20 protein-coding genes are annotated in these 21,919 nt (G+C 46.1%); 9 read left to right on the top strand and 11 right to left on the bottom strand.

The window, feature by feature from the left end:
- The first annotated feature begins 36 nt into the window (after positions 1 to 36).
- Positions 37 to 513, top strand: coding sequence for a hypothetical protein (locus tag VL525_RS12090; protein ID WP_325386844.1), 477 nt, complete (start codon positions 37 to 39; stop codon positions 511 to 513).
- Here the strand turns inward: VL525_RS12090 and VL525_RS12085 are convergent.
- Positions 510 to 1,373 carry a DMT family transporter gene (locus VL525_RS12085; RefSeq protein WP_325386843.1) on the bottom strand — a complete coding sequence of 288 codons (864 nt, stop codon included), beginning with the start codon at positions 1,371 to 1,373 and terminating at the stop codon, positions 510 to 512. The genes VL525_RS12090 and VL525_RS12085 overlap by 4 nt on opposite strands.
- 106 nt (positions 1,374 to 1,479) lie before the next feature.
- Here VL525_RS12085 and VL525_RS12080 point away from each other — a divergent pair, with 106 nt between their 5' ends.
- The 3 genes from VL525_RS12080 (at position 1,480) to VL525_RS12070 (ending at position 4,020) form a co-directional block, all read left to right on the top strand.
- The gene (locus VL525_RS12080; RefSeq protein WP_325386841.1) at positions 1,480 to 1,986 is read left to right on the top strand and encodes a hypothetical protein; all 507 of its coding nucleotides are present in this window, start codon (positions 1,480 to 1,482) and stop codon (positions 1,984 to 1,986) included.
- A gap of 32 nt (positions 1,987 to 2,018) precedes the next feature.
- A complete protein-coding gene (asnS, locus tag VL525_RS12075; protein ID WP_325386839.1) occupies positions 2,019 to 3,455 on the top strand; it encodes an asparagine--tRNA ligase in 1,437 nt (478 codons plus the stop codon).
- 106 nt (positions 3,456 to 3,561) lie between these two features.
- Positions 3,562 to 4,020 (top strand): SRPBCC family protein, encoded by a 459-nt coding sequence (locus VL525_RS12070; RefSeq protein ID WP_325386837.1) that lies wholly within the window; start codon positions 3,562 to 3,564, stop codon positions 4,018 to 4,020.
- Here VL525_RS12070 and VL525_RS12065 read toward each other — a convergent pair.
- The 7 genes from VL525_RS12065 to VL525_RS12035 form a co-directional block, all read right to left on the bottom strand.
- A complete protein-coding gene (locus VL525_RS12065) occupies positions 4,010 to 4,519 on the bottom strand; it encodes a hypothetical protein (protein ID WP_325386835.1) in 510 nt (169 codons plus the stop codon). The two genes, VL525_RS12070 and VL525_RS12065, sit on opposite strands and share 11 nt — an antisense overlap.
- An 82-nt stretch (positions 4,520 to 4,601) precedes the next feature.
- Positions 4,602 to 5,312, bottom strand: a complete 711-nt coding sequence (locus tag VL525_RS12060; RefSeq protein WP_325386833.1) for an endonuclease/exonuclease/phosphatase family protein — start codon at positions 5,310 to 5,312, stop codon at positions 4,602 to 4,604.
- A gap of 48 nt (positions 5,313 to 5,360) precedes the next feature.
- Positions 5,361 to 6,314, bottom strand: a complete 954-nt coding sequence (locus tag VL525_RS12055; protein ID WP_325386831.1) for a hypothetical protein — start codon at positions 6,312 to 6,314, stop codon at positions 5,361 to 5,363.
- 51 nt (positions 6,315 to 6,365) lie between these two features.
- A complete protein-coding gene (locus VL525_RS12050; protein WP_325386829.1) occupies positions 6,366 to 7,550 on the bottom strand; it encodes a M20 family metallopeptidase in 1,185 nt (394 codons plus the stop codon).
- Positions 7,543 to 7,932, bottom strand: a complete 390-nt coding sequence (locus tag VL525_RS12045; protein ID WP_325386827.1) for an SPOR domain-containing protein — start codon at positions 7,930 to 7,932, stop codon at positions 7,543 to 7,545. The genes VL525_RS12050 and VL525_RS12045 overlap by 8 nt, the downstream gene beginning before the upstream one ends.
- 171 nt (positions 7,933 to 8,103) lie before the next feature.
- Positions 8,104 to 11,409 carry a preprotein translocase subunit SecA gene (secA, locus tag VL525_RS12040; protein ID WP_325386825.1) on the bottom strand — a complete coding sequence of 1,102 codons (3,306 nt, stop codon included), beginning with the start codon at positions 11,407 to 11,409 and terminating at the stop codon, positions 8,104 to 8,106.
- Positions 11,410 to 11,552: 143 nt separating this feature from the next.
- Positions 11,553 to 12,077, bottom strand: coding sequence for a hypothetical protein (locus VL525_RS12035; RefSeq protein ID WP_325386823.1), 525 nt, complete (start codon positions 12,075 to 12,077; stop codon positions 11,553 to 11,555).
- Positions 12,078 to 12,216: 139 nt separating this feature from the next.
- Between VL525_RS12035 and purD the strand changes: the two genes are divergently transcribed.
- The 4 genes from purD (at position 12,217) to VL525_RS12015 (ending at position 16,943) form a co-directional block, all read left to right on the top strand.
- Positions 12,217 to 13,491: a phosphoribosylamine--glycine ligase gene (purD, locus tag VL525_RS12030; RefSeq protein ID WP_325386821.1), complete on the top strand. Its 1,275-nt coding sequence runs from the start codon at positions 12,217 to 12,219 to the stop codon at positions 13,489 to 13,491.
- Positions 13,492 to 13,629: 138 nt separating this feature from the next.
- On the top strand, positions 13,630 to 14,214 hold the full coding sequence (locus VL525_RS12025; RefSeq protein WP_325386819.1) for a hypothetical protein: 585 nt from the start codon (positions 13,630 to 13,632) through the stop codon (positions 14,212 to 14,214).
- 22 nt (positions 14,215 to 14,236) lie between these two features.
- Positions 14,237 to 15,481 carry a hypothetical protein gene (locus tag VL525_RS12020; RefSeq protein ID WP_325386817.1) on the top strand — a complete coding sequence of 415 codons (1,245 nt, stop codon included), beginning with the start codon at positions 14,237 to 14,239 and terminating at the stop codon, positions 15,479 to 15,481.
- 7 nt (positions 15,482 to 15,488) lie between these two features.
- The gene (locus tag VL525_RS12015; protein ID WP_325386815.1) at positions 15,489 to 16,943 is read left to right on the top strand and encodes a hypothetical protein; all 1,455 of its coding nucleotides are present in this window, start codon (positions 15,489 to 15,491) and stop codon (positions 16,941 to 16,943) included.
- A gap of 70 nt (positions 16,944 to 17,013) precedes the next feature.
- On the opposite strand, the gene VL525_RS12010 is transcribed toward VL525_RS12015, so the two are convergent.
- The 3 genes from VL525_RS12010 to VL525_RS12000 all read right to left on the bottom strand — a co-directional run bounded on the left by VL525_RS12010 (position 17,014) and on the right by VL525_RS12000 (position 20,635).
- Positions 17,014 to 18,186: a TlpA disulfide reductase family protein gene (locus VL525_RS12010; protein ID WP_325386813.1), complete on the bottom strand. Its 1,173-nt coding sequence runs from the start codon at positions 18,184 to 18,186 to the stop codon at positions 17,014 to 17,016.
- 91 nt (positions 18,187 to 18,277) lie between these two features.
- Complete coding sequence (locus tag VL525_RS12005) at positions 18,278 to 19,414, bottom strand: TlpA disulfide reductase family protein (RefSeq protein ID WP_325386811.1); 1,137 nt, start codon at positions 19,412 to 19,414, stop codon at positions 18,278 to 18,280.
- Positions 19,415 to 19,453: 39 nt separating this feature from the next.
- A complete protein-coding gene (locus tag VL525_RS12000; RefSeq protein ID WP_325386809.1) occupies positions 19,454 to 20,635 on the bottom strand; it encodes a formimidoylglutamase in 1,182 nt (393 codons plus the stop codon).
- A 202-nt stretch (positions 20,636 to 20,837) separates the two neighbouring features.
- On the opposite strand from VL525_RS12000, the gene VL525_RS11995 reads away from it, so the two are divergent.
- Positions 20,838 to 21,821: an SDR family NAD(P)-dependent oxidoreductase gene (locus VL525_RS11995; protein ID WP_325386807.1), complete on the top strand. Its 984-nt coding sequence runs from the start codon at positions 20,838 to 20,840 to the stop codon at positions 21,819 to 21,821.
- The last annotated feature ends 98 nt before the right edge of the window (positions 21,822 to 21,919 follow it).

The raw sequence follows: 21,919 nt of genomic DNA, 5'->3' as shown, positions 1-21,919 counted from the left end.
TATATCCTTTTGAAAATGACCATATAACCTGAAGAGATGAAAAAATTAGTTTTTATAGCTGCAATATTTTGCACCATCACGGCAGTATCCTGTAAAAAAGAAAAACAGATCACCGGCGATGAATTATTTATGGGCGCTTACAGGAATAATGCCTCGTGGTTAGCCGACCCGATCACGAGCAAAACACCGGGTGACTCGCTGCAAATAAAAGGGCTTAATTCCACTGATAATTCTGCTGTAATAATTAAAATGCCATTTCACGGCAAGGGCACGTATGCCATTGGCGCCGACGACGCTATTTATACAATAACCGAGGGAGTAAGCGGCCCGGGCATTCTTTACCGGCTGGACGCTACCAAAACCAATACGGTAAAGGTTACAGACTATAATGTTGCGACAAATATTACCAAAGGTTTATTCGAATTACATTTTGTAAAAGTGCAGGGCAGCAGCGATACGGGTAATAATATAGACATGACCAGCGGCCAATTTTGGCTACAGGTTCCTTTTTAGGCATTATTGAGCCTGTTCTTCTTTTTCAGAAAAGTTACAGCAATGCCGGCAAGCACAATAATGCTTCCGGCAATTTCTTTTATGGCCAGCGTTTCGTTCAGAAAGAATGCCGCCCAAATGCCCGCAATGACGGTTTGGCTCAACAAGGCTATAGAAACACGCGTGGCTTCCATGTGATTGATGGCATAATTGATGGTTATCCAGCCCGCAAGCTGGCAAATGAGCCCCATACCCAGCAGGTTGAGCCAGGTTGCGGTTGAAAAATGCAGCATTTCCGTATGCTGGTAGCTGCAAATGGCGAGCAAAAAAACACTCGCACCAAGCATATTGTAAAACATAAAAGTGACCGTAGTAATTTTTTGCAGAATGCCTTTGGTGATCATGATATAAATGGCGTAAAACAAACTGGCCACAAGTGCATAGATAAGCCCTATATTAAACTGCAGGTGCAGGATATTATGGACCCCAACCAATATTACCATACCACCGATGGCCACCCACGTGCCGATCCAAAACAGGAGGCCGGATTTTTTCCGCAGGATAAGGAAACTCAACAATCCTACCCAAACCGGCGCCAGGTTAGCGATAAGGGTTGATATAGTTGCGCTGATCTTCATCAGCGAAATGTTCCACACGGCAATATCGGCCCCGAAAACCACGCCGCCGAGCAGTGCCACAGACAGGTCCTTGTAGCCGATCTTCAGCTTTTTTCCAAAAATACAATATGGGGCCAGGAATAACCACGCGATAAATATCCGGTAAAAGCCCGATGCCAGTGGCGCGGCTTCGGCAAGCTTCACAAATATTGGCGAGAACGAGATGCAGACGATGCCAATTATGAGGCTTACTTTGGGATTCATGGTTTAATTTATGCGGCAAAAATACATTATAAGTCAGTATTTTAGTAACCGGTGTAGCGAATCCGATCGAAGCCGCGTATATTGCTTAAACTAAACTTTTCGTCTGATGAAAAAACTCGCTTATCTCCTGCTTTTGGGTGCCGCTCTTCTTTCAGCCTCCTGCTCAAAAAAACCATTGTGCTGCGTATTGCCACAGCCCGTGGTGATGACGGCTCAAAAAAATGGAGCTGCCTGGCAGATGCCGATCATCAAAAGCACGCGAAGCAATACCAACGATATTTTTATTTCCACCGCAGGACCGCAACTATTGAATACAGCAAATGATTCGCTGGCTATTAACCTTCAATACAATGGCGTTGGAAGCTATACACCAACGGATGAGAATGTTACGTATACAATATTTTTAAACGGGGTAAAGACGGCGTATATACTCGACCCTGCCTACGATAATAAGATCGACATCACAACTTTTGAGGTACAGCATAATGGCGCTACTACTAACCCGGACCCTACGGAGATGAAAGCCACCTTCAACCTGCGTTTTACCGACCCGGACCATACCACCACCATTGCCCTTTTAAACGGAAAATTCACTGCGTATTTATCTAATTAGTTGTATTTTTGCCGCTCGAATATTTTTATAGTATGAGCCAGCGGACAAAGATCAAAGCATTATTAGAGAGTGAACAAACCAACATGGAGGTTACGGTAAAAGGATGGATACGCACCTTTCGCAACAACCAGTTTATCGCTTTAAATGACGGCTCGACCAATAATAATATCCAGGTTGTGGTCGATTTTGAGAACACCGACCCGGCATTGTTAAAACGCCTGACTACCGGCGCGGCTATCAGCGTGGTCGGGCAGTTGGTCGCCTCACTTGGCAAAGGCCAGAAAGTTGAAGTAAAGGCAACACAGATAGAGGTTTTAGGCGATAGTGACCCGGAGAAATACCCGCTTCAGCCCAAAAAACATAGCCTGGAATTTTTGAGGGAAATAGCGCACCTGCGTTTTCGTACCAACACTTTTGGGGCGATATTCAGGGTGAGGAATACCCTTTCCTACGCCATACACCGCTTTTTTAACGACCGCGGTTTTGTTTACCTGCATACGCCTATCATTACCGCTTCGGATGCCGAGGGTGCGGGCGAGGCTTTTAAAGTTACCAACCTGGACATGGCCAATCCGCCGAGGGTTGAGAACGGGGATGTGGATTACAAGCAGGACTTTTTTGGCAAGGCTACTAACCTTACCGTATCAGGCCAGTTGGAAGGCGAGCTTGGCGCAATGGCATTAAGCGACATCTATACTTTCGGTCCAACTTTCCGTGCCGAAAATTCCAATACAACCCGTCACCTGGCCGAGTTTTGGATGATAGAGCCCGAAATGGCTTTTTACGACCTGGAAGATAACATGGACCTGGCCGAAGCGCTGCTGAAATATGTGATCAGCGAGGCTTTGAAATATAACGCGGATGATATTGAATTTTTGAGCCAGCGTTTGGCAGAAGAGGAAAAACAAAAGCCGCAGAATGAAAGATCCGAAATGGGCCTGACCGAAAAATTGCAGTTTTGTTTGGATAATGATTTTCAGCGGCTAACCTATACCGAGGCTATCGACATATTAAAAGAATCGACCCCGAATAAAAAGAAGAAGTTCCAGTATTTAGTTGAGGGCTGGGGCACCGACCTGCAATCGGAACATGAACGTTATTTGGTTGAAAAGCATTTTAAAAAACCAGTTATCCTGACCGATTACCCGAGAGAGATCAAGGCTTTCTATATGCGCCAGAACGATGACGGCAAAACCGTTAGAGCTATGGATATCCTTTTCCCGGGCATTGGCGAGATCGTAGGCGGCTCGCAGCGTGAGGAGCGACTGGAGAAACTGGAGCAGCGCATGGACGAGATGGGTATACCGAAAGACGAATTGTGGTGGTATCTGGATACCCGCCGTTTTGGCGCTTGTCCGCATGCCGGCTTTGGTTTGGGATTTGAGCGTTTAGTGCTGTTCGTAACCGGTATGGGCAACATCAGGGACGTGATACCATTCCCAAGGTTCCCGAAAAATGCGGAGTTTTGATCACAGATTTATACTGATTTAGTAGATTTCACTGATGCTTAGCAGCAGCCTGGGCATCACAATCTGTGCAATCAAAATAATCATTTAAAATCTGTGATTCTGACAAATGCCCAAGATAGAACTCACCACCATCATCAATGCCCCCATCGAAACCTGTTTCGACCTGGCGCGGAGTATCGACGTACATATCGAATCGACCAAACAAACAGGGGAACAAGCCGTTGCCGGCAGAACCAGTGGTTTGATAGAATTGGGCGAAACGGTTACCTGGCGGGCTAAGCATTTCGGGATGTGGCAAACACTGACATCGGAGATCACCGATTTTGATAAGCCGAATTTCTTTGCGGATGAGCTGGTAAAAGGTGCGTTCAAAAGCTTCCGGCACGAGCATTATTTCCTTGCACGGAACGGTCAAACGCTGATGAAAGATGTGTTCATCTTTGAGTCGCCTTACGGAATATTGGGCAGGTTATTCAACCGGATGGTACTGACGAAGTATATGACCAGCCTGCTTATCAAAAGGAACGGTGTTATAAAGGCAGCGGCCGAAGGCGTTAATGGTTAAGCGCCAGCGAAGCAAAAAAAACATCTTTGCCTTTAGTATCACGGCCTTCGGGTGATACCACCATCAGGCTATACATATTGGTGCCTATGATCACCATATAGACATATAGCTTCAGCTTACCGGCAGCGTTACCGCCTTCCATGGTAAAAGTATTGTACCCGTGCCACTTGCCGGCAGTTACGTCCCCTAAAGTACTCCCGGGCATTTCGCTTAGCATCCCCGCTTTAAGTTCATCCGTAAATTCCGTAGTCGGCGCCATTTCGGCCAGTTGCGCAGAGTCCAAATGGCCCTCGAGCTTGGAAAAATCAACCGTGGCCACTACATAAATTACAGAATCGCTCCCTTTTGCAAAAACACTGTGTTCGTCGGCGCGCGTTGGCTGAACAGGGAGGTTGGCAGATACCTTATCATCTATTTTATAGTTTATCCACTGGCTTTGGGCATTGGCCAGGCAGGCTGTCAACAGCAATGCTGTAATTAAAAGAAATGTCTTCTTCATCCGTCGATTGGTGTTCCTAAAGATAATCGAAATTATTATTCAAAGCAATTTATAATGAAAGTGCCCTGAGCTGCGGCGCCATCTATTTGAAGCTGATAATTAGCGGTTTATGATCGCTGTGATCCCGCCAATCATTATATACCCCCACGCCGACCTGTTGCAGCTTTTTGATAAAGTGTTGCGATGCAAAACAATAATCCATATGGTAAGGCTTATCCTGATGGCGGTAAAGGAAATAGGTTGGATGCGCCTCCGAGCCATGCTGCTGCTTGTGATGATGGTGATACACGCTATGTATTTTCCTATCAGCAAGGAATTTGACCAGGTGGGTATGGTTGCCTTCCCGTTTTGGTTTATCCCAGATGGAATTGCTATTGAAATCGCCGGCCCAGATAGACGGGTTGCGTTTCAGTAAATGCGCATAGTGTTGTACCGCTTTCCATACCTGTCCCACATACTGAAATTTCTTGTCCTGCGGGTTGTTGGCCCAAACGGCGAATAATAAAAAATCCCGCTCCCCACCAGTGACTTTGACCGGGATGATAGTTTTAAGTTCGGGATCATGGCTCTTATGTATTTTCAAGCGGTAACCATTGTAAGCAAATACGCCGACACCCTTATGCGGGTTTGTGCCATGCCATATCATATCCGAAGGTTGCTGCAGGTCGGCAGAAAATTTAAGATGTTCCGGGTCTTCACATTCCTGCACCACTACAATATCCGGCTGAAAAGCTAAAATGAATTGAGCTTTTTTGCGGTAAGCCATATTGCAGTTCCAGGTGACGAGCTTCATTGATCTTTGGATTACGCCGATTTGATTGGGATTACACCGATTTTCTATTTAATCGTTGAAAAATTTAAACTCGAACGGTTCATAGGTAACGCATTCGTTACGCACTTTAATGCCTTTGCTTTCAAGGTCGGCTTTTAATTCCAGCCATTTTTTGCTCCATAGAGTGGCAGCGGGATAGGTGGCACTTGTGAAATCTTTAAATATTATTCTTAACGTGGTGGTAGCCGAGCGGTCTTTCCCCCGCTCAAAAACCAGCTCCCTAACATCTATAAGGCCATAAATTGTTTTAAGCCAGAAAAAGTTATGCGTTTTGATCAGAAGACAATTATCGGAGACCGCAAAATATTTCATTTTCATCGAAAACAGGATCAATGCAAGGAAACTGATTATTGTTGCTGCTAATAATGTAGCTATGTCTTGATTTTTAAAAAGGTCAATTGTGGTTATAACCAAAAAAATTGAAATTATGCTCCACAGTACTATTCCATTAAAACTGTACAATTGCCTTCCATCATAGAAAGTGAACTTCCCATCGGAAGGCTTTGTAAAATCCCTGGTTTTCGGCTCTGACAGGGCGGAATCCTTTGGCAACACAATTTTCTCAATATATACTTTTATTGCCGGCATATTGAAATACATATCATCAAAAATATATAGTTCCTTCTCTTCTTTAAACTTTAGGAAAACCCCTTCTTTCTTGTTGCCCCAAAAGTCAAATGGCCACTTGCCCGTCATTTCGATTTTTTCGAGATCCTTCCAATAATATATTTTTTTACGATTAAAGGTGATCGAATCACCATTCACTTCCACCTTCGGAGAGTTTCTGTAATTGTTGAACACTGTGTAAACAGCTATTCCGGCAAATAGCAATGCAAGAGCTATCAAGAATATCTCACCTAATAATGAGAATGCTTCCTTATAAAGCATCAGGATAATAGACGAAAGGATAAGAAGAAATATCGCAGCGTAAAATTTCTTTAGATGGTAATTCCGACTAGTCATGGTTTAGGCATTAAAACGTACCTTTTGCTAATCAAAGATACCCTAACGAAATCAATTTCCCAATTGCTTCAGCGCAATATAGGCCATCAGCCCGGTGCTGATCTTGAAGGCATCTTCCTCTACGTCAAAGGTTGGGGTATGGACCGATGAGGTTATGCCCCGGCTTTCGTTGCGGGTACCGAGGCGGTAAAAGCAGGAATCGGCGACTTGCGAGTAGTAGGCAAAATCTTCGGCTGCCATCCAGATATCCAGGTCGAGCACATTTTCCTTCCCTAAATAATCTTCGGCATAACCGCGGGTCGAGGCGGTCAGTTTTTCTTCGTTGATGAGGAACGGATAGCCGCGCATGATATTGAAATCACAGCTTCCGCCCATGCTTTCCGCAATGCCTTCGGCCATTTTTTTCATTTTCTTGTGGGCATCGCTGCGCCATTGTTCGTCCATGGTGCGGAACGTACCTTCGAGGTAAACCTCGTTCGGGATAACGTTGGTAGCGCCGTTGGCGATGACCTTTCCGAAGGAAAGCACCGACGGACTTTTCGGGTCGGCCGAACGACTAATAATGGTTTGCAGCGCCGTTAAAATATGCGCGGTAATAATAACCGGGTCGATGTTTTGCTGGGGCTGCGCGCCGTGGCCGCCTTTGCCTTTTACGGTTACATATATCTCGTCGGTAGAGGCCATGTATTTGCCCGACCGGAAGCCTACTTTACCGGCATCTATCAGCGGCATTACGTGCTGACCAATTACGGCCTGCGGCTTGGGGTTTTCCAATACTCCTTCCTTGATCATCAGGCTCGCGCCACCGGGCAATTTTTCTTCGGCGGGCTGAAAAATGAGTTTTATTGTTCCGGCAAACTGGTCTTTCAATTGGGTTAAAATGGTAGCCGTGCCTAATAGTGATGAGGTATGCGCATCGTGCCCGCAGGCATGCATCACACCGCTGTTTTGCGATTTGTACGGGACATCATTGGCTTCGGTGATCGGCAGCGCGTCCATATCGGCACGCAGGGCTACTACTTTATCCGACGGCTTGCTGCCTTTGATGAGTGCCACCAGGCCCTTATCGGCCATGTGTACGTATTCGAGGCCCAGGTCATCCAGCTTTTGGGCAACGAAGGCGGATGTCTCTGTCTCGTGAAATGAAAGTTCGGGGTGTGAATGCAGGTGGCGGCGGTTGGCCACAACATCGTTGAAAATATTTTGGGATAGTTGCTGTATTGTTTCTTTATTCATCGCTGTCCGGTTTGGGCGGATTTACTTTTTCGGTTATAATAAAAGTACCCATGAACGTTTTTCTTAAGTCGTCCTGTAATTTTTCGGCCTCCATGCGCGATCTGAAATCGCCCACACGTACCTTAAAATTGGGCTCGCTATAGATCACGTAACTGCGAATATCGGGAAATTCTTCAAGGAATTTAGTCTGTGCATTGTAAGCATCTTTACGATTGCCCCCGGTAAATATCTGTACACGGAAACCCATCACTTGCTCACCACTTACGGCTTTGTTCAACTCGGCGCGGCGTGCTATAAGTGTATCAACCCTGGGGTCCCTGATTACTTCGACTTTACCTTTAGTTTGTGCCGAAACTACAGATGCTGAAAAAAGTAAAAGCATAAAAAAACAGCATCTCATAATGTTGCGAAAAACGTTATGATATGATGCTGTGTTGTTCATAGTTTAAACCCTTTCGTCATTGCGAGGAACGAAGCAATCTCAGAACTATGCATTGTCTATTTGCATGTGCAGAGATGGCCGCGCTATCGCTCGCCATGACGCTTTATTACATTACGCCTGCCCTACTCCGTGGCAATTCTTAAATTTCTTACCGCTACCGCATGGACAAGGGTCGTTACGGCCAACCTTTTGTTCCACCCGTACCGGCGTTGGTTTTTGCAGTTCGCGGGTATCTTCCATCGGCATGCCGTTTGATTCTGAAACCAGTTCGGGTTTCGAGGTACGCAATTTCCTCAGGTCCATTTTAGGCTGCGGCCTTGCTTCCCTAACTTCCTCGGGTTCCTGTACCGGTATGCCTCCCCTGAACAGGAAGCTCACCACCTCCTTATTCACATTAGCCAGCATGGAGCGGAACAATTCGAATGCTTCGAACTTGTAAACCAATAGTGGGTCTTTCTGTTCATAAACCGCGTTTTGTACGGATTGTTTCAACTCATCCATTTCACGCAGGTGTTCTTTCCAGGCGTCGTCTATCAGGTAAAGCACTACATTCTTCTCAAATGATTTGAACACCTCGGCGCCTTTATTTTCAACTGCCTTTTTTAGCGGAACGGCAACCTGCAGGCCGTGTATGCCATCCGTAAACGGAACCACGATATTTTCCACGTATTCGCCGCGGGTTTTGAAAACATCCTGTATAACGGGGAAAGCCTGCTGGGCAACCGCTTCGGATTTACGCTTGTAAAAAGCGTTAACTTCGGCAAACACCTTGTCGACAAGGCCGTTAAGGTTTGTCGATGCAAATTCATCCTCCGATATTTCAGTATCGACAGAAAATACACGGATGATCTCTAACTGGAAACCTTCGTAATTGTTCGACTCCTTAAACTCGGTGACCACATCGGCAACCACATCGAAAATAGTATTGTTAATATCTACTTCCAGGCGTTCGCCGAACAGGGCATTCTTACGTTTTGAATAAACAACGGTACGCTGCGAGTTCATCACGTCGTCATATTCCAGCAAACGCTTACGGATACCAAAGTTATTTTCTTCCACCTTTTTCTGCGCACGCTCGATGGATTTGGAAATCATCGAGTGCTGTATTACTTCACCTTCTTCGATACCCATGCGCACCATCAGGTTGGATATACGTTCAGATCCGAACAAACGCATCAGGTTATCTTCCAGCGACACAAAGAACTGTGTGGAACCCGGGTCGCCCTGGCGACCTGAACGGCCGCGCAACTGCCTGTCAACACGGCGGGATTCGTGACGCTCGGTGCCTACGATAGCTAAACCGCCGGCATCTTTTACACCCGGGCCAAGCTTAATGTCGGTACCACGACCGGCCATGTTGGTGGCTATAGTTACGGTGCCGGCTTTACCTGCTTCAGCTACGATATCAGCTTCCTTTTGGTGCAGTTTGGCGTTCAGTACGTTATGTTTGATGCCGCGCAGCTTTAGCATACGGCTAAGCAACTCCGATATATCAACCGATGTTGTACCCACCAGTACCGGGCGGCCTTCCTGGGTCAGTTTGGTTATCTCATCCGCTACGGCGTTATATTTTTCGCGCACGGTGCGATACACAAGGTCCTGGCGGTCATCGCGTACTATTTTGGCATTGGTAGGTATTTCCACCACATCCAGTTTGTAAATCTCCCAAAACTCACCTGCTTCGGTTATCGCGGTACCGGTCATACCACAAAGCTTGTGGTACATCCTGAAGTAGTTTTGCAGGGTGATGGTGGCAAAGGTTTGGGTGGCATCTTCCACCTTCACATTTTCCTTGGCCTCAATAGCCTGGTGCAAACCGTCGGAATAACGACGGCCATCCAAAATACGGCCCGTCTGCTCGTCAACTATCTTTACCTTACCTTCGTCGATGATGTATTCTGTATCCTTCTCAAAAAGGGTATATGCTTTTAATAATTGGTTTACCGAGTGGATGCGCTCCGATTTGATGGAGAAGTCGCGCATCAGGGTATCTTTTTGGGTTACCTTATCCTCATTGCTTGCGTGTGATTTTTCTATCTCGGCAATTTCGGTACCCACGTCGGGCATCACAAAGAAATGCGGATCCTCGCCCGACGAGGTGATCAGTTCGATCCCTTTTTCAGTCAGTTCAACCTGGTTGTTCTTTTCGTCGATCACAAAGAAAAGCTCCGAATCCACCTTAGGCATCTCTTTGCCCTGGTCCTGCATGTAATGGTTCTCGGTTTTTAACAGCACCTGCTTGTTAGCGCCTTCGCTTAAAAATTTGATCAGCGCTTTGCTTTTGGGTAAACCCCTGTGGGCGCGCAACAGGGCCAGGCCGCCATCATCAATTCCGGCTTTACCGTCGGCGAGGGATTTCTTGGCTTCGTTCAATACGGTATTGATATATGCCTTCTGCGCATTTACCAGGCGTTCGATACGCGGTTTCAATTCATAAAACTCATGCTCGTCGCCGCGGGGTATCGGGCCCGATATGATCAATGGCGTACGCGCATCGTCTATCAATACCGAGTCGACCTCATCCACCATCGCATAATGCAGCTTGCGCTGCACCAGTTCTTCGGGGGTGCGTGTCATATTGTCACGCAGGTAATCGAAACCAAATTCGTTGTTGGTACCGAAAGTGATATCGGCCAGGTACGCGTTGCGGCGCTCTTCGGAGTTTGGTTCATGCCGGTCGATACAATCAACCGATAAGCCGTGAAACTCGTACAGCGGCCCCATCCATTCCGAGTCGCGTCGGGCCAGGTAATCGTTAACCGTCACAATATGAACACCTTGCCCGGAGAGCGCATTCAGGTAAGCAGGCAATGTCGCAACCAGTGTTTTACCTTCACCTGTTGCCATTTCGGCAATTTTCCCCTCATGCAATACGGTACCACCTATCAACTGAACATCATAGTGAACCATATCCCAGGTAACTTCATTGCCGGCTGCCATCCATGTATTATGATGTACTGCTTTGTCACCTTTTATAATAACATTGCTTTTGCGCGCGGCAAGATCGCGGTCAAATTGAGTTGCTGTAACTTCTATCGTTTTGTTTTCCTTAAGCCTGCGGGCAGTTTCCTTTACCACGGCAAAGCCTTCGGGCAAGATGTTCATCAGGATAACTTCCAATTCCTTATTACGGTCTTTTTCCAGCTTATCTACCTGGCGGTAAAGCTCAACCTTCTCGTTTACATCAAGACCTGGGTTTTGTTCTATCCTGTCTTTAATTTCCTGTAATTCAGCATCTATTTCAGCAAGGCCCTCTTTAATGGTCTCCTTAAAGGCTACAGTTTTTGCGCGCAGCTCATCATTACTGATGCCGTCAAGCTTTGCATACTCTTCCTTGATACGCTCAACTATAGGCTGTATACTTTTTATATCCCGTTCTGACTTGCTGCCGAACAGCTTACTGATGAAATCCAACATAATTATATCGATATATTCTCCGACTAACTCAACAATTGCGCCATCGCGCCCGGTGAGGTCATAATGGCAGGCAAAGGTACTGTTTTTGTTGTTGAAAGGTGAAAGGATAGAGGAGAAAGGTTAATGTGCGAATGTGCAAATGATCAATTTTCATCATCTGCATCCGGACCAGCGTCATCTTCATCATCGAAGTAGTCGTCTGCATCAAATTTATCATCGTCGAACATAAGTTCTTCTAACTTCTCCTGTTCGGGGGTGCTGGTATCAAACCGAATGGCCCAGTTGTCGGGTATATCATAGCTTTTGTCAAACCCGCGTATCCAGGCAACAAATTCAACCCTGAATTCTTCAATCTTTTCCCGCATCAGGTCCACATAATCTTCATTGTTAAGTCCGAACATTTCGGTGCTGATAACCGCATTGCGCATATTATAAACCGCAGACTTTATCAGCACGGCATTTTCCATACGCAGCGAGTATAACCCGGCACCTTCGGCGCCTGCAATTTTAGCCTGTACCATCATGGCGTTACCGATGATCTCGCCTGCAAGCCATTCCTTTTGATCATCCTCTTTTATTGCTTCAACTATTGCTTGGGCCAGTTCCAGTAATTCTTCCGCCTTTATAAAAACAGGAAGCTTACGGTATTTTTCCAATCTTTTTGACATGCTGTAAAATTAAGGGAAATGTGCGGATGTGCAGATATGCGTATGTGCAGATGAAGATTAAAATAACACACATCATTCACCTATATTATTTGCACATCTGCCCATCTGAAATCTGCACATCAAAAACTATCTTTGCCGCATGAATATCCTGCTCCTCGGATCGGGCGGAAGGGAAAGCGCCTTCGCCTGGAAAATTTCGCAAAGCCCAAAATGCGACCATCTTTTTATTGCACCCGGCAATGCGGGCACGTCGCAATACGGCACTAATGTGAATATTAAGGCGACCGACTTTGAGAACATAGGCAACTTTGCGATAGAAAATTCTATCGACCTGGTGCTGGTTGGGCCCGAGGAACCGCTGGTAAAAGGCATCCATGATTTTTTCCTGGCGAATGAAGGGTTAAAAGATATTCCGGTTATAGGGCCGCAAAGCGAGGGCGCGCAGCTGGAAGGCAGCAAAGATTTTTCCAAAGCGTTTATGCAAAGGCACAACATTCCCGCGGCTGCTTCGCAAACATTTACCCGCGAGACTTTGCAGGAAGGTTTTGAATATCTTGCCACCGCCGGCCTGCCCGTAGTTTTAAAAGCCGATGGACTGGCTGCGGGTAAAGGTGTGCTTATTTGCACCACGCTTGAAGAAGCCCAACTGGAACTGACCGAGATGCTGACGCACGCCAAGTTTGGCGATGCGGGTTCAAAAGTATTAGTCGAGCAATTTTTGCAGGGGATAGAGCTATCGGTTTTTGTGATGACCGACGGCGAGAATTATAAGGTGCTGCCGGAAGCGAAGGATTATAAGCGTATAGGCGAAGGCGATACCGGCCTCAATACCGGCGGCATGGGTTCGGTCTCCCCTGTTCCGTTTGCTGATGAAGCCTTCTTGAAAAAGGTGGAGGAAAAGGTGATCATCCCTACGGTTGAAGGACTACGAAAAGAGAATATCGCCTATAAAGGTTTCATTTTTATCGGCTTGATGAATTGCGATGGCGAGCCTTATATGATAGAATATAACTGCCGCATGGGCGACCCGGAAACAGAAAGCGTGATGCTAAGGATAGAATCTGATTTTGTTGACCTGCTGGAAGGTGTTGCGGAAGGCAACCTCGATAAAAAAGAATTGATCATATCCAATAGAACAGCGGCTACTGTGGTGATGGTGGCCGGCGGTTACCCGGGCGAGTACCTGAAGAATAAGGTAATAACCGGCATCGAAAACGTACGCGATTCAAAAGTATTCCACGCCGGAACATCGATGCAGGGAGACGATATTATTACAACAGGAGGCCGTGTATTGGCCGTATCCAGTTTGCAGGATAACCTATTCGACGCGCTGCAGCAAGCTACGGCGGATGCCAGCCGTATTTACTGGGACGGCATGTATTTCAGGAAAGATATCGGGTTCGATCTTTTATAGTTCAGACATTAGCAAATCCGAAAAATAATTGTAAATTGGTTGAGGGTTGCCTTAAACCAATTACACGCCTGTTTATTAACATTAAAATAACCGGCAACCAACAACCTTAAACCAATAATTCCGTTTAACCTAATCATTATGCAAAAAACACTTATCACAGCTTTGCTGATGGCATTTATCAGCATCGGCGCTATCGCGCAAAACACCAAACCAAATCTTGAACATCGTATTTATCCCGGCACCGTAACCACGACCGACGGAGAAACAATCAAAGGTTACATCCGAAATACGGGCAACGAGAATAATCAAAATAAATGTACTTTTTATACCGATATGGACGACGAGCGGACAAAAAAAGTATATAAACCTTCCGAGCTGAAAGGCTTTTCGATAGAAAACTTTCAATATAAAAGCATGGATTATAGCGGAAACATTGGTTTGGGTAAGGCTACGCGCAGCTTCCTGTTTATAGCAAAACCCGGCGTCATTAGCATGTACCTTTATTTTATCGGTGGCGAAGAACAGCCGGTATGGCAAAAGGGCGATGAAGAGCCTGTAAGCAATGCTTCGATGCTGTTCGGCTTTAAAAAAGCGATGCAAAAGCTGGTTGGCGACGATACAGACCTGGCCGGTAAAATTGACCGTAAAGAAAAAGGCTACGGCAAGCTTGATATTATGACCATAGTGGACGAATATAACACCTGGGCCGCATCTAAAAAGTAAACTAACACCAATCCATAAAATTTTGAAAAAGCTATTTTCGGGCTGCCTGCCTGTGATGTTGCTTATAGTAGGCAACATTTGCTATGGACAAAAGATCAAATCGGACCAGGTAACCTATTTTTACAACAAGCCGCCTGCGATACAGGTAGACAAAAGCGTAAAAAACTACCAGGTGGTAATGGACCCTGCATACGAGGCGAAAAACCAGCAGTTACTGAAAGATTATAACGATGCTAAACGGGCGGCGATAGAAAAGTACCGGAAAGAACTGGCGGACTACCCCGCCCAGGTAAGAGCTGCCGATGCCCGGTATGATAAAGACATAGCCGACTACAACAAAAAATCGCTTGGCAATAAGATAGTGGATGGCGGTAAACCCCAAAGGCAGCTACCCCCGAAACCGTATTTTGTAGATGTTGCACCGCCCGACCTGCAACCAAGTTATGATTACAGCGCACTTGGGGCCACGTACATAAACCTGCAAGGCTACCAGAATGCTCCTGATAACGCGTTAAAGATAGTAGTAACCTTGTTCGGCTTTGACCATACGCAGCCACGCAATATGGACGAGCAAACCGAAAATGTGAAAATTGGCGGCGGCAACGGCGGCGTGTCTAAAGCTACTTATTATCATACCGAATTTTCGTACCGGCATCCCATGACGGTGAAAGTGTTCGGCCCGGATGGTAAGGAACAGTTGAGCCTGACGCCTCCGGAATTGAATAGCTACAAAATTTATAAAAGCGACGCTACTACCACCCCTTTAAGGATAAATACCGAATTACTGGTAAAAACATATAGCGAGAAAATTCTGCAGGAGAATTTAAAATTTATCAATAACCTGCTGAACGATAAATATGGTTTCGCTAAGGTACAAAGGGTGGCGACACTGTATTACATCAAAAACGACGATGCCAATTACCAGGACCTGACAACAGCTTTTAACGAAGCCTCATCGGGCCTGATTATGCTGCAACAGGACTATACATCGGGCAAAAGCAAACTGGATAAAGCCTGCGGGCTATGGAACAATGCCTTAAAGGAATCGGACCCCAACAATAAAAAGGCACGCATTAACAAGGACATTACATTAGCGCTATATTTTAATTTATTAGAAGCCTACTTCGCCGAAGGTGATGTAACGGGAGGACAAAGTACGCTTGACAAGATGAGCGGCATCAATCTTTCCATGTCGGACAGAAGGACCAAAATAGGCTACGATATGCTTTTTACCGAGCTTAAAGCCAGACAACAAACCAACCAATAAAAAAATCATGAAAAATTATATACTGATAGCTATCTCCGTTTTCGCCATTGCAGGTGCGCAGGCCCAGGTGAAAGTTACCCAGGGCAATAACAGCCCGGAATTTAAACCTGTAAAGCAACCCAGGTTTGTGTCGTTCGCAAACGATAACGCAAATTACTTTATTGTAAAGCGAAGCGAACGTATGGAGAAAATAAACACCCTGATAGTTGCCGGCAAAAATGGCGACATTACCACTGCCACCGATTTAAAGATAAACCGCGGAACGTTTAACAACGAAAGCGAGATCAGCAGCGTACAGGTTGTTGGGAATAACGTGGTAGCTTTTGTGGAGAGCAAGAGCAAAAAAGATGGCAAGAATACGTTAACCGCCCGCGCCGTTGACAACAACGGTACAGTGAGCACTACAGATATACCCGTTGGCAGCATTGATTTTACCAAAATGTCGAACGCGGGCCACTGGTATACAGCCCTAACACCCGACAAAAAGCACGTTGCTGTAGTAGGGCAATTACCACACGAAAAGGATATGCCCGATAAGTTCCAGTATTTTCTACTGGACGATAATTTGAAAGAAACCGCAAAGGGTCAGTTCAGTTTTGCCGGGTACACTAAGGAAATATCGATATGGAACTTCCTTGCGTCAGACAAAGGCGACCTGTATATTATCTCGGAGGAGTTTGATAAATCGTACAAATACCCCGTTGTTTATGAATACCTGGCGGCCTCTTCATCAGCAAATATTATCCCGGTGATCATCGCTGACCCCGATCTTCGGGTGCTGAATTACATAACCAGCGTAGACAAAGCAGGCGAACTGATAGTTGCGGGTTATTCGCAGCAGAAAAAAGCATTCAATGTTAACGATATTCCGGCCGTAGGCAGCTGGTATTTCAACTCGTCGAAACCGCAGGAAATTAAAACCTTTAAATTCGATTCACCTGTTCCGGCGCTGACAGCACGCAATATCGTTTACAACGGCGATACATTTTTCCTTGTCGGCGAACAATACAGTGCTGAAAAAGAGCCGTCAACCGGCAGTGCTCTTCAAAGGCTGAGTATGGAAGATAACTATACCTATCAGCATAATGATATTGTTGTAACCGGCTTCACCAACGACGGCACCAGGAAGTTTGATGTTACCGTTAGCCGCAAATGGCCCGCACACAATACAGATAACGAATTTATGATAGCCTCGGGTGTTATCAACAACAAACTGGCTGTTATATTTAACGATCAATACGGAAAATATATCGAGGACAAATACCACAGGTATGATAAAGTTCCCGTAGCCGTAACCATTCATAACGATGGCCTGATGGATGCACCCGTCCATTTTGAAAAAGAGCTTGATGTAAAGGTTTCATCCTATACCCTGCTCCCGGTTTTCTTCAGCAGCAATAATGGCAAAATGATTTTGCTATCCGGCAATGCACAAACAGTAAAAACGATCACATTCGAATAGATGCCTGCACGCCACAAAAAAGGTCCGAAAGAAAAACTTTCGGACCTTTTTTGTTTTACTAACGCTCAAATTATTTACTGCCGCCAGCTGTTTCGGCTTTGCCAAATATTTCGGCCAGTTTATCTTGAAGTTCGAAACCGTGCAGGCTTTTAGCGATAATCTTTCCATTAGGGTCGATCAGGAAATTTGCAGGGATACCGCGCACGGCATAAAGGTCAGCTTCTTTACTTTTCCAGAATTTAAGGTCGGATACCTGGGTCCACGTTAGTTTATCTTTATGTATCGCGTCCAGCCAGCTTTGTTTAGCTTTAGCAAGATCAATTTTACCCCGCGGCCCATCCAACGACACGCCAACTATCGTAAAGTTTTTGCCTTTGTATTTGTTATACCCCTTAACTACGTTGGGGTTCTCCCTGCGACACGGGCCGCACCATGATGCCCAAAAATCAACCAGTACATATTTGCCGCGGAATGATTCGAGACTTACTGTTTTACCGGCAGTATCAGCTTCTGCAAATAAGGGAGCGGTAGCGCCCAGTGCAACAGCTTTCAGTTTCGGTAACCTTTCGCCAAACTCTTTTCCCTGGTCGGTTCCTTTTATTTCGGGGGTTAACCCTTCATATAACGGAGCAATATCTGCATAGTCGGCACCATAGGCGGAATACATTTCCAGCGCCATTATGCTGATGTATGAGCCGGGGTTCTGCTGGACAAATGTCTTATGGGCATTCATCTGCTTATCATCTATGGCTTTCTGTGCCGCTGCAATTTCGCGCTGATAAGCTTCAGAATCTTTCTGTTCGGGTGTTTCCGCTTTTATTTTAGCATCCAACGCATCCTGGTCGGCATCGAAAGCTTTGGTCATGACCTCATACTTAGCGTTATCCTGGTTGGCTTTGGGGCCATCCACTTTTGCATCAGCCAGTTTGGTAGCACTGTTGACGTTTATATCGCCTTTTTCAAGGTAAATGGCTTTATAATCCTTGAAAATAAGTCCCGTTCCTTTATCGTTAAGCGCCAGGTAGGCATTTATCGGTGTCGCCCCAATGGTTCCTTTAAATTGAAACCGGCCATCCTTTAGAACAACTGAATCTCTAACCTCTTTGTCTTTGACCATGTAGTCAAGATATACTTTAGCTGGGGCATTATAATTTCCTATCTTGCCTTCGATGGTATAAGCGCCGTCCTGGGCCAGGGCCATCAAAGGCGCTAAGGCAACGGCTGCTGCTATCAGTTTTTTCATGATTTAACTATTGAGAACTCAATTATAGCAATATAAATCGGGATTAACTACCCGCCTGCCGTATTGTAAAATAATCGTTACAAGATGGATATTACTTCCCGAGCACTTCCTCCAGCTTGTTTTCGAGGTCGTTACCGCGCAGATCCTGGGCGATGATCTTTCCCTGGGGGTCGATCAGGAAATTTTTAGGTATGCCCTGCACAAAATAAAGCTGGGCAACCGCATTGTTCCAGTACTTAAGATCCGATAGTTGTGTCCAGCCACCGAGATGATCGGCCTTGATCGCATTTAACCAGGCAAAACCGGCGCCGGGCCTGTCCAGGGAAATGCCGATGATGGTAAAATTTTTATCCCTGAACCTGTTGAACGCCTTTACTACATTGGGATTTTCCTGCCGGCACGGGCCGCACCATGATGCCCAAAAATCGAGCAGCACATATTTACCCCTGAACGAGGAAAGCCTTACCGGTTTGCCGACCGTATCTGTCTGTTCAAAATCGGGTGCGATAGCGCCTATCGACGTGCTTTTCAGGCTTTCCATCGCATTGCGCATGGTGCGCGCAGTTTCGGTTTCCTGCAGGTCTTTCGATAAGCCGTCGAGCAGGGGCAACAACTCATTAGGGTCGGGTGTAGGGCCGCCTATGGAGCCCAGCGTAACTAAGCTCAGGTAACTATCCGGGTTTTCTTTTACAAATTTTATCAATGCCGCATGATAATCGGCCTGGACAGCCTTTATTTTAACCTGCATATCGGCTGAAGCTGCTGCCGATTTTTCATCCGTTGCCGATTTAAGCGCATCGGACGTTATTTTATTAATGCGGCTTGAAGCGGCATCATTGATAGCTACCAGTTTTATGTATTGATCGTTAATTGGCGAGCCGATAACTTTGGCATTGGCTGCAGAATCGGCACTTTGTATATTAATAGTGCCCTTATCAAGGTAAAAAATAAATTTATCGGCTGTATTGAAATCGAGCATTTGAGCCCCGAGGCCTTTATGATCGACAATAAGTGCAGCTACAGACGGATAAACAATATCGCCCTTAAACTCAAAGGCCCCATTAGCGCTTTTGGTTGAATCCAATACTTTATTCGATCCTGCCTGGTAATAAAGATAAACCTCAGCGTTCATACTGCCGAATTTCCCCGTCAGGTCAAAAGGTTGCGGTAACTGTGCGAACGCCATTAAAGGCAGTAGTAATACGATAAGAGAAAATATTTTTTTCATTATGTTGTCTATAACGCTTTATTGTTTTATGAATTGCGGTTAGTTTAATTTTTGATAAGTGCGCCACCAAAGATCGGGCATTTCGCCGGAGACCGCGGTTTTGTAATCGTCGTAGCGGCAGGGCACCAGGTGAAAACGTTCGTTCATTGAACCACTTGATGGATAGGGAACCTGCATCCACCAGCGGTCGGATTTTTTGCTTTTTACAAATACCACCTCGTGATCCTCGTGCTTCAGGCTGGTTTTGTAGATCAGGTATTGCGATTTAGGGTTAAGCGGGAAGTCCTTTTTACGGTTATAAAAGCCATCGATAAAGCACCATATCATTTGCGCCAGCAGCATAGCGGTTTGCCCATTGTTATCGTAAGCCGGGTTAAACTCATAAAAGCCAATGGAACTTAGTTTATCATTAAACCCGGCATAGCGGGCTACCTGGCAGGCTTCCTCGCCATATAAGCCGTTCGGCGATGCGTTGGCATTTCCCATCGCGTCGGAAGCACGTATGGCGCCCATGTCAAAGCTGATCATATTGGCATTACGTATCACAGGTTCGGCCATAGCTACCTGACCGCTGACCTCGCCCAGCCGGTGCACATCAAAATACAGTTTATCCATCACCCGCAGGCTCTCCTGGCTTACAAAATAGGTTTGAAAACCCAGGTTGCTGTAGTTGAACAGGTAGTTTGGTTCGTGTAGAAATATTTTATTGAGGTAGGATGCCGATGTAGTCTCCAAATTATCGCTGCCGCCGTCATCCTCCAGGTCAAAACGCGGATCGACAACTACCATATCAACCTTTTGCTCCAGGTCCTCGTAGGCCATATACTGGGCATAGGTAATATCCTGCCCGCCGCCAATGATTACGGGCAAAATGTCTTTTTTTATCAGTTCGTGCACTACCGTTTTTACGGCGAAGTAGGTATCGGTGATAGTAGCGCCCTGCTTAATGTTACCAAGATCGGCAATTTTGGTTTTATAGCCGCCTTCAAAAAGCTGGTACAATTTCTCGCGGACATAGTCGGGTCCCAGCGCGCAACCGGGGTTGCCGATGGCATTGCGGTCGTCCTGCACGCCAATGATGGCAATGTCGGTTTTTTCCTCCAGGTCGGGGAAACTATCCCGGTAACGTTTGATCTTTTCGCCCAAATGGCTGCTGTAATACCCGCTCTCAGGCGCGATATTTTTTAAGTCGATAGGGGAAAAAAAATCAGATAAAGACATGTCGATATGCAAATATGCGGATGTGCGAATATGCGGATTGATATGCAGATGTGCAAATGAGAAGATGTGCCGATGTGCAAATGTGCAAATTAGAAGATGTGCAGATGCTTGTAAATTGCTGATTGGGGCTGATTACCTTTTCAACATACCCTAATCAAAATATCTGCATATTTGCACATCCGCATATTTGCACATTAAATTAATGATACTGGTTACAGGCGCAACAGGTTTCCTGGGTTCGGAAGTGGCAAAGCAACTTGCCGGGCAGGGGCATCACATCCGCTGTACCAAACGGAGCACTTCATCTATCCCCCCGCTTTTGAAACCCTTCGATACAAATATCGAATGGGTGGAGGCCGACCTGCTGGATATTTTTGCGCTGGAAAATGCCCTTGACGGGGTGAAGCAGGTTTATAACTGCGCGGCCTGGGTTTCCCTAAAACAATCGGATAAGGACAAAATGATATACACCAATGTTACCGGTACAGGCAACCTGGTGAATGTATGTATGCAATATAGTTGCCGGCTGGTGCACGTAAGCTCGGTTGCCGCCATCGGGCAGGCTAAACCGGGCGAACTGATCACCGAAAAGCACCACCTGGATCAGGCGCTGGAGACCGACGGTTATGCCATATCCAAACTGGAAAGCGAAATGGAAGTGTGGCGCGGCATAGCCGAAGGGTTGGACGCCGTTATCGTGAACCCTTCGATGATCATCGGGCCAAATGCCGGCACCGAAGGCAGTGGGGCGCTTTTTGAGACCGTACGAAAGGGCCTGAAATTTTATACCGAAGGCAGTATGGGCTTTGTAGATGTGGAGGATGTGGCCAAAAGTATGATAAGCCTGATGAACAGCGGAATTAGTGGCGAGCGCTTTATTGTGAATGCCGAAAACCGGGCCTACAAACCACTGGTAACCGAAATTGCCGATTGTTTTGGCGTGAAGCCCCCAGCTACGCTCGCCAAACCATGGATGATGGGCCTGGCCTGGCGGCTGTCGAAACTGGCGTCGGTTTTTACGGGCAAAGCCCCTGCGATAGATAAAGTGACGGCGCAATCTGCCTCCATTGCCCGGGATTTTGATAATAGCAAGCTTAAAAAAGCCATCGGTATAGTATTCAAGCCTGTCAGCGAATCGGTGAAAGAGATTTGTGCGGCACTTAACACGATTCCAGGATCGAATTGATTTACTGGTTACGCTGTTGCAGGATCATGCCGATCCTTTAAAATCCATCAATCGTGTCCTTTTAAAACCGAATTTCTATAAATTCGTTGATACAAGAT

The organism is Mucilaginibacter sp. (genome assembly GCF_035492695.1).
Classification (GTDB): domain Bacteria; phylum Bacteroidota; class Bacteroidia; order Sphingobacteriales; family Sphingobacteriaceae; genus Mucilaginibacter.
Note: the sequence above shows the minus strand (reverse complement) of the source record. Positions and strands in the feature narration are given on the sequence as shown.

Bases quoted from the DNA above. Each gene is read 5' to 3' on its own strand.
- VL525_RS12090 (WP_325386844.1), top strand. From the start codon at position 37: ATGAAAAAATTAGTTTTTATAGCTGCAATATTTTGCACCATCACGGCA.
- VL525_RS12085 (WP_325386843.1), bottom strand. From the start codon at position 1,373: ATGAATCCCAAAGTAAGCCTCATAATTGGCATCGTCTGCATCTCGTTC.
- VL525_RS12080 (WP_325386841.1), top strand. From the start codon at position 1,480: ATGAAAAAACTCGCTTATCTCCTGCTTTTGGGTGCCGCTCTTCTTTCA.
- asnS (WP_325386839.1), top strand. From the start codon at position 2,019: ATGAGCCAGCGGACAAAGATCAAAGCATTATTAGAGAGTGAACAAACC.
- VL525_RS12070 (WP_325386837.1), top strand. From the start codon at position 3,562: ATGCCCAAGATAGAACTCACCACCATCATCAATGCCCCCATCGAAACC.
- VL525_RS12065 (WP_325386835.1), bottom strand. From the start codon at position 4,519: ATGAAGAAGACATTTCTTTTAATTACAGCATTGCTGTTGACAGCCTGC.
- VL525_RS12060 (WP_325386833.1), bottom strand. From the start codon at position 5,312: ATGAAGCTCGTCACCTGGAACTGCAATATGGCTTACCGCAAAAAAGCT.
- VL525_RS12055 (WP_325386831.1), bottom strand. From the start codon at position 6,314: ATGACTAGTCGGAATTACCATCTAAAGAAATTTTACGCTGCGATATTT.
- VL525_RS12050 (WP_325386829.1), bottom strand. From the start codon at position 7,550: ATGAATAAAGAAACAATACAGCAACTATCCCAAAATATTTTCAACGAT.
- VL525_RS12045 (WP_325386827.1), bottom strand. From the start codon at position 7,932: ATGCTTTTACTTTTTTCAGCATCTGTAGTTTCGGCACAAACTAAAGGT.
- secA (WP_325386825.1), bottom strand. From the start codon at position 11,409: ATGTTGGATTTCATCAGTAAGCTGTTCGGCAGCAAGTCAGAACGGGAT.
- VL525_RS12035 (WP_325386823.1), bottom strand. From the start codon at position 12,077: ATGTCAAAAAGATTGGAAAAATACCGTAAGCTTCCTGTTTTTATAAAG.
- purD (WP_325386821.1), top strand. From the start codon at position 12,217: ATGAATATCCTGCTCCTCGGATCGGGCGGAAGGGAAAGCGCCTTCGCC.
- VL525_RS12025 (WP_325386819.1), top strand. From the start codon at position 13,630: ATGCAAAAAACACTTATCACAGCTTTGCTGATGGCATTTATCAGCATC.
- VL525_RS12015 (WP_325386815.1), top strand. From the start codon at position 15,489: ATGAAAAATTATATACTGATAGCTATCTCCGTTTTCGCCATTGCAGGT.
- VL525_RS12010 (WP_325386813.1), bottom strand. From the start codon at position 18,186: ATGAAAAAACTGATAGCAGCAGCCGTTGCCTTAGCGCCTTTGATGGCC.
- VL525_RS12005 (WP_325386811.1), bottom strand. From the start codon at position 19,414: ATGAAAAAAATATTTTCTCTTATCGTATTACTACTGCCTTTAATGGCG.
- VL525_RS12000 (WP_325386809.1), bottom strand. From the start codon at position 20,635: ATGTCTTTATCTGATTTTTTTTCCCCTATCGACTTAAAAAATATCGCG.
- VL525_RS11995 (WP_325386807.1), top strand. From the start codon at position 20,838: ATGATACTGGTTACAGGCGCAACAGGTTTCCTGGGTTCGGAAGTGGCA.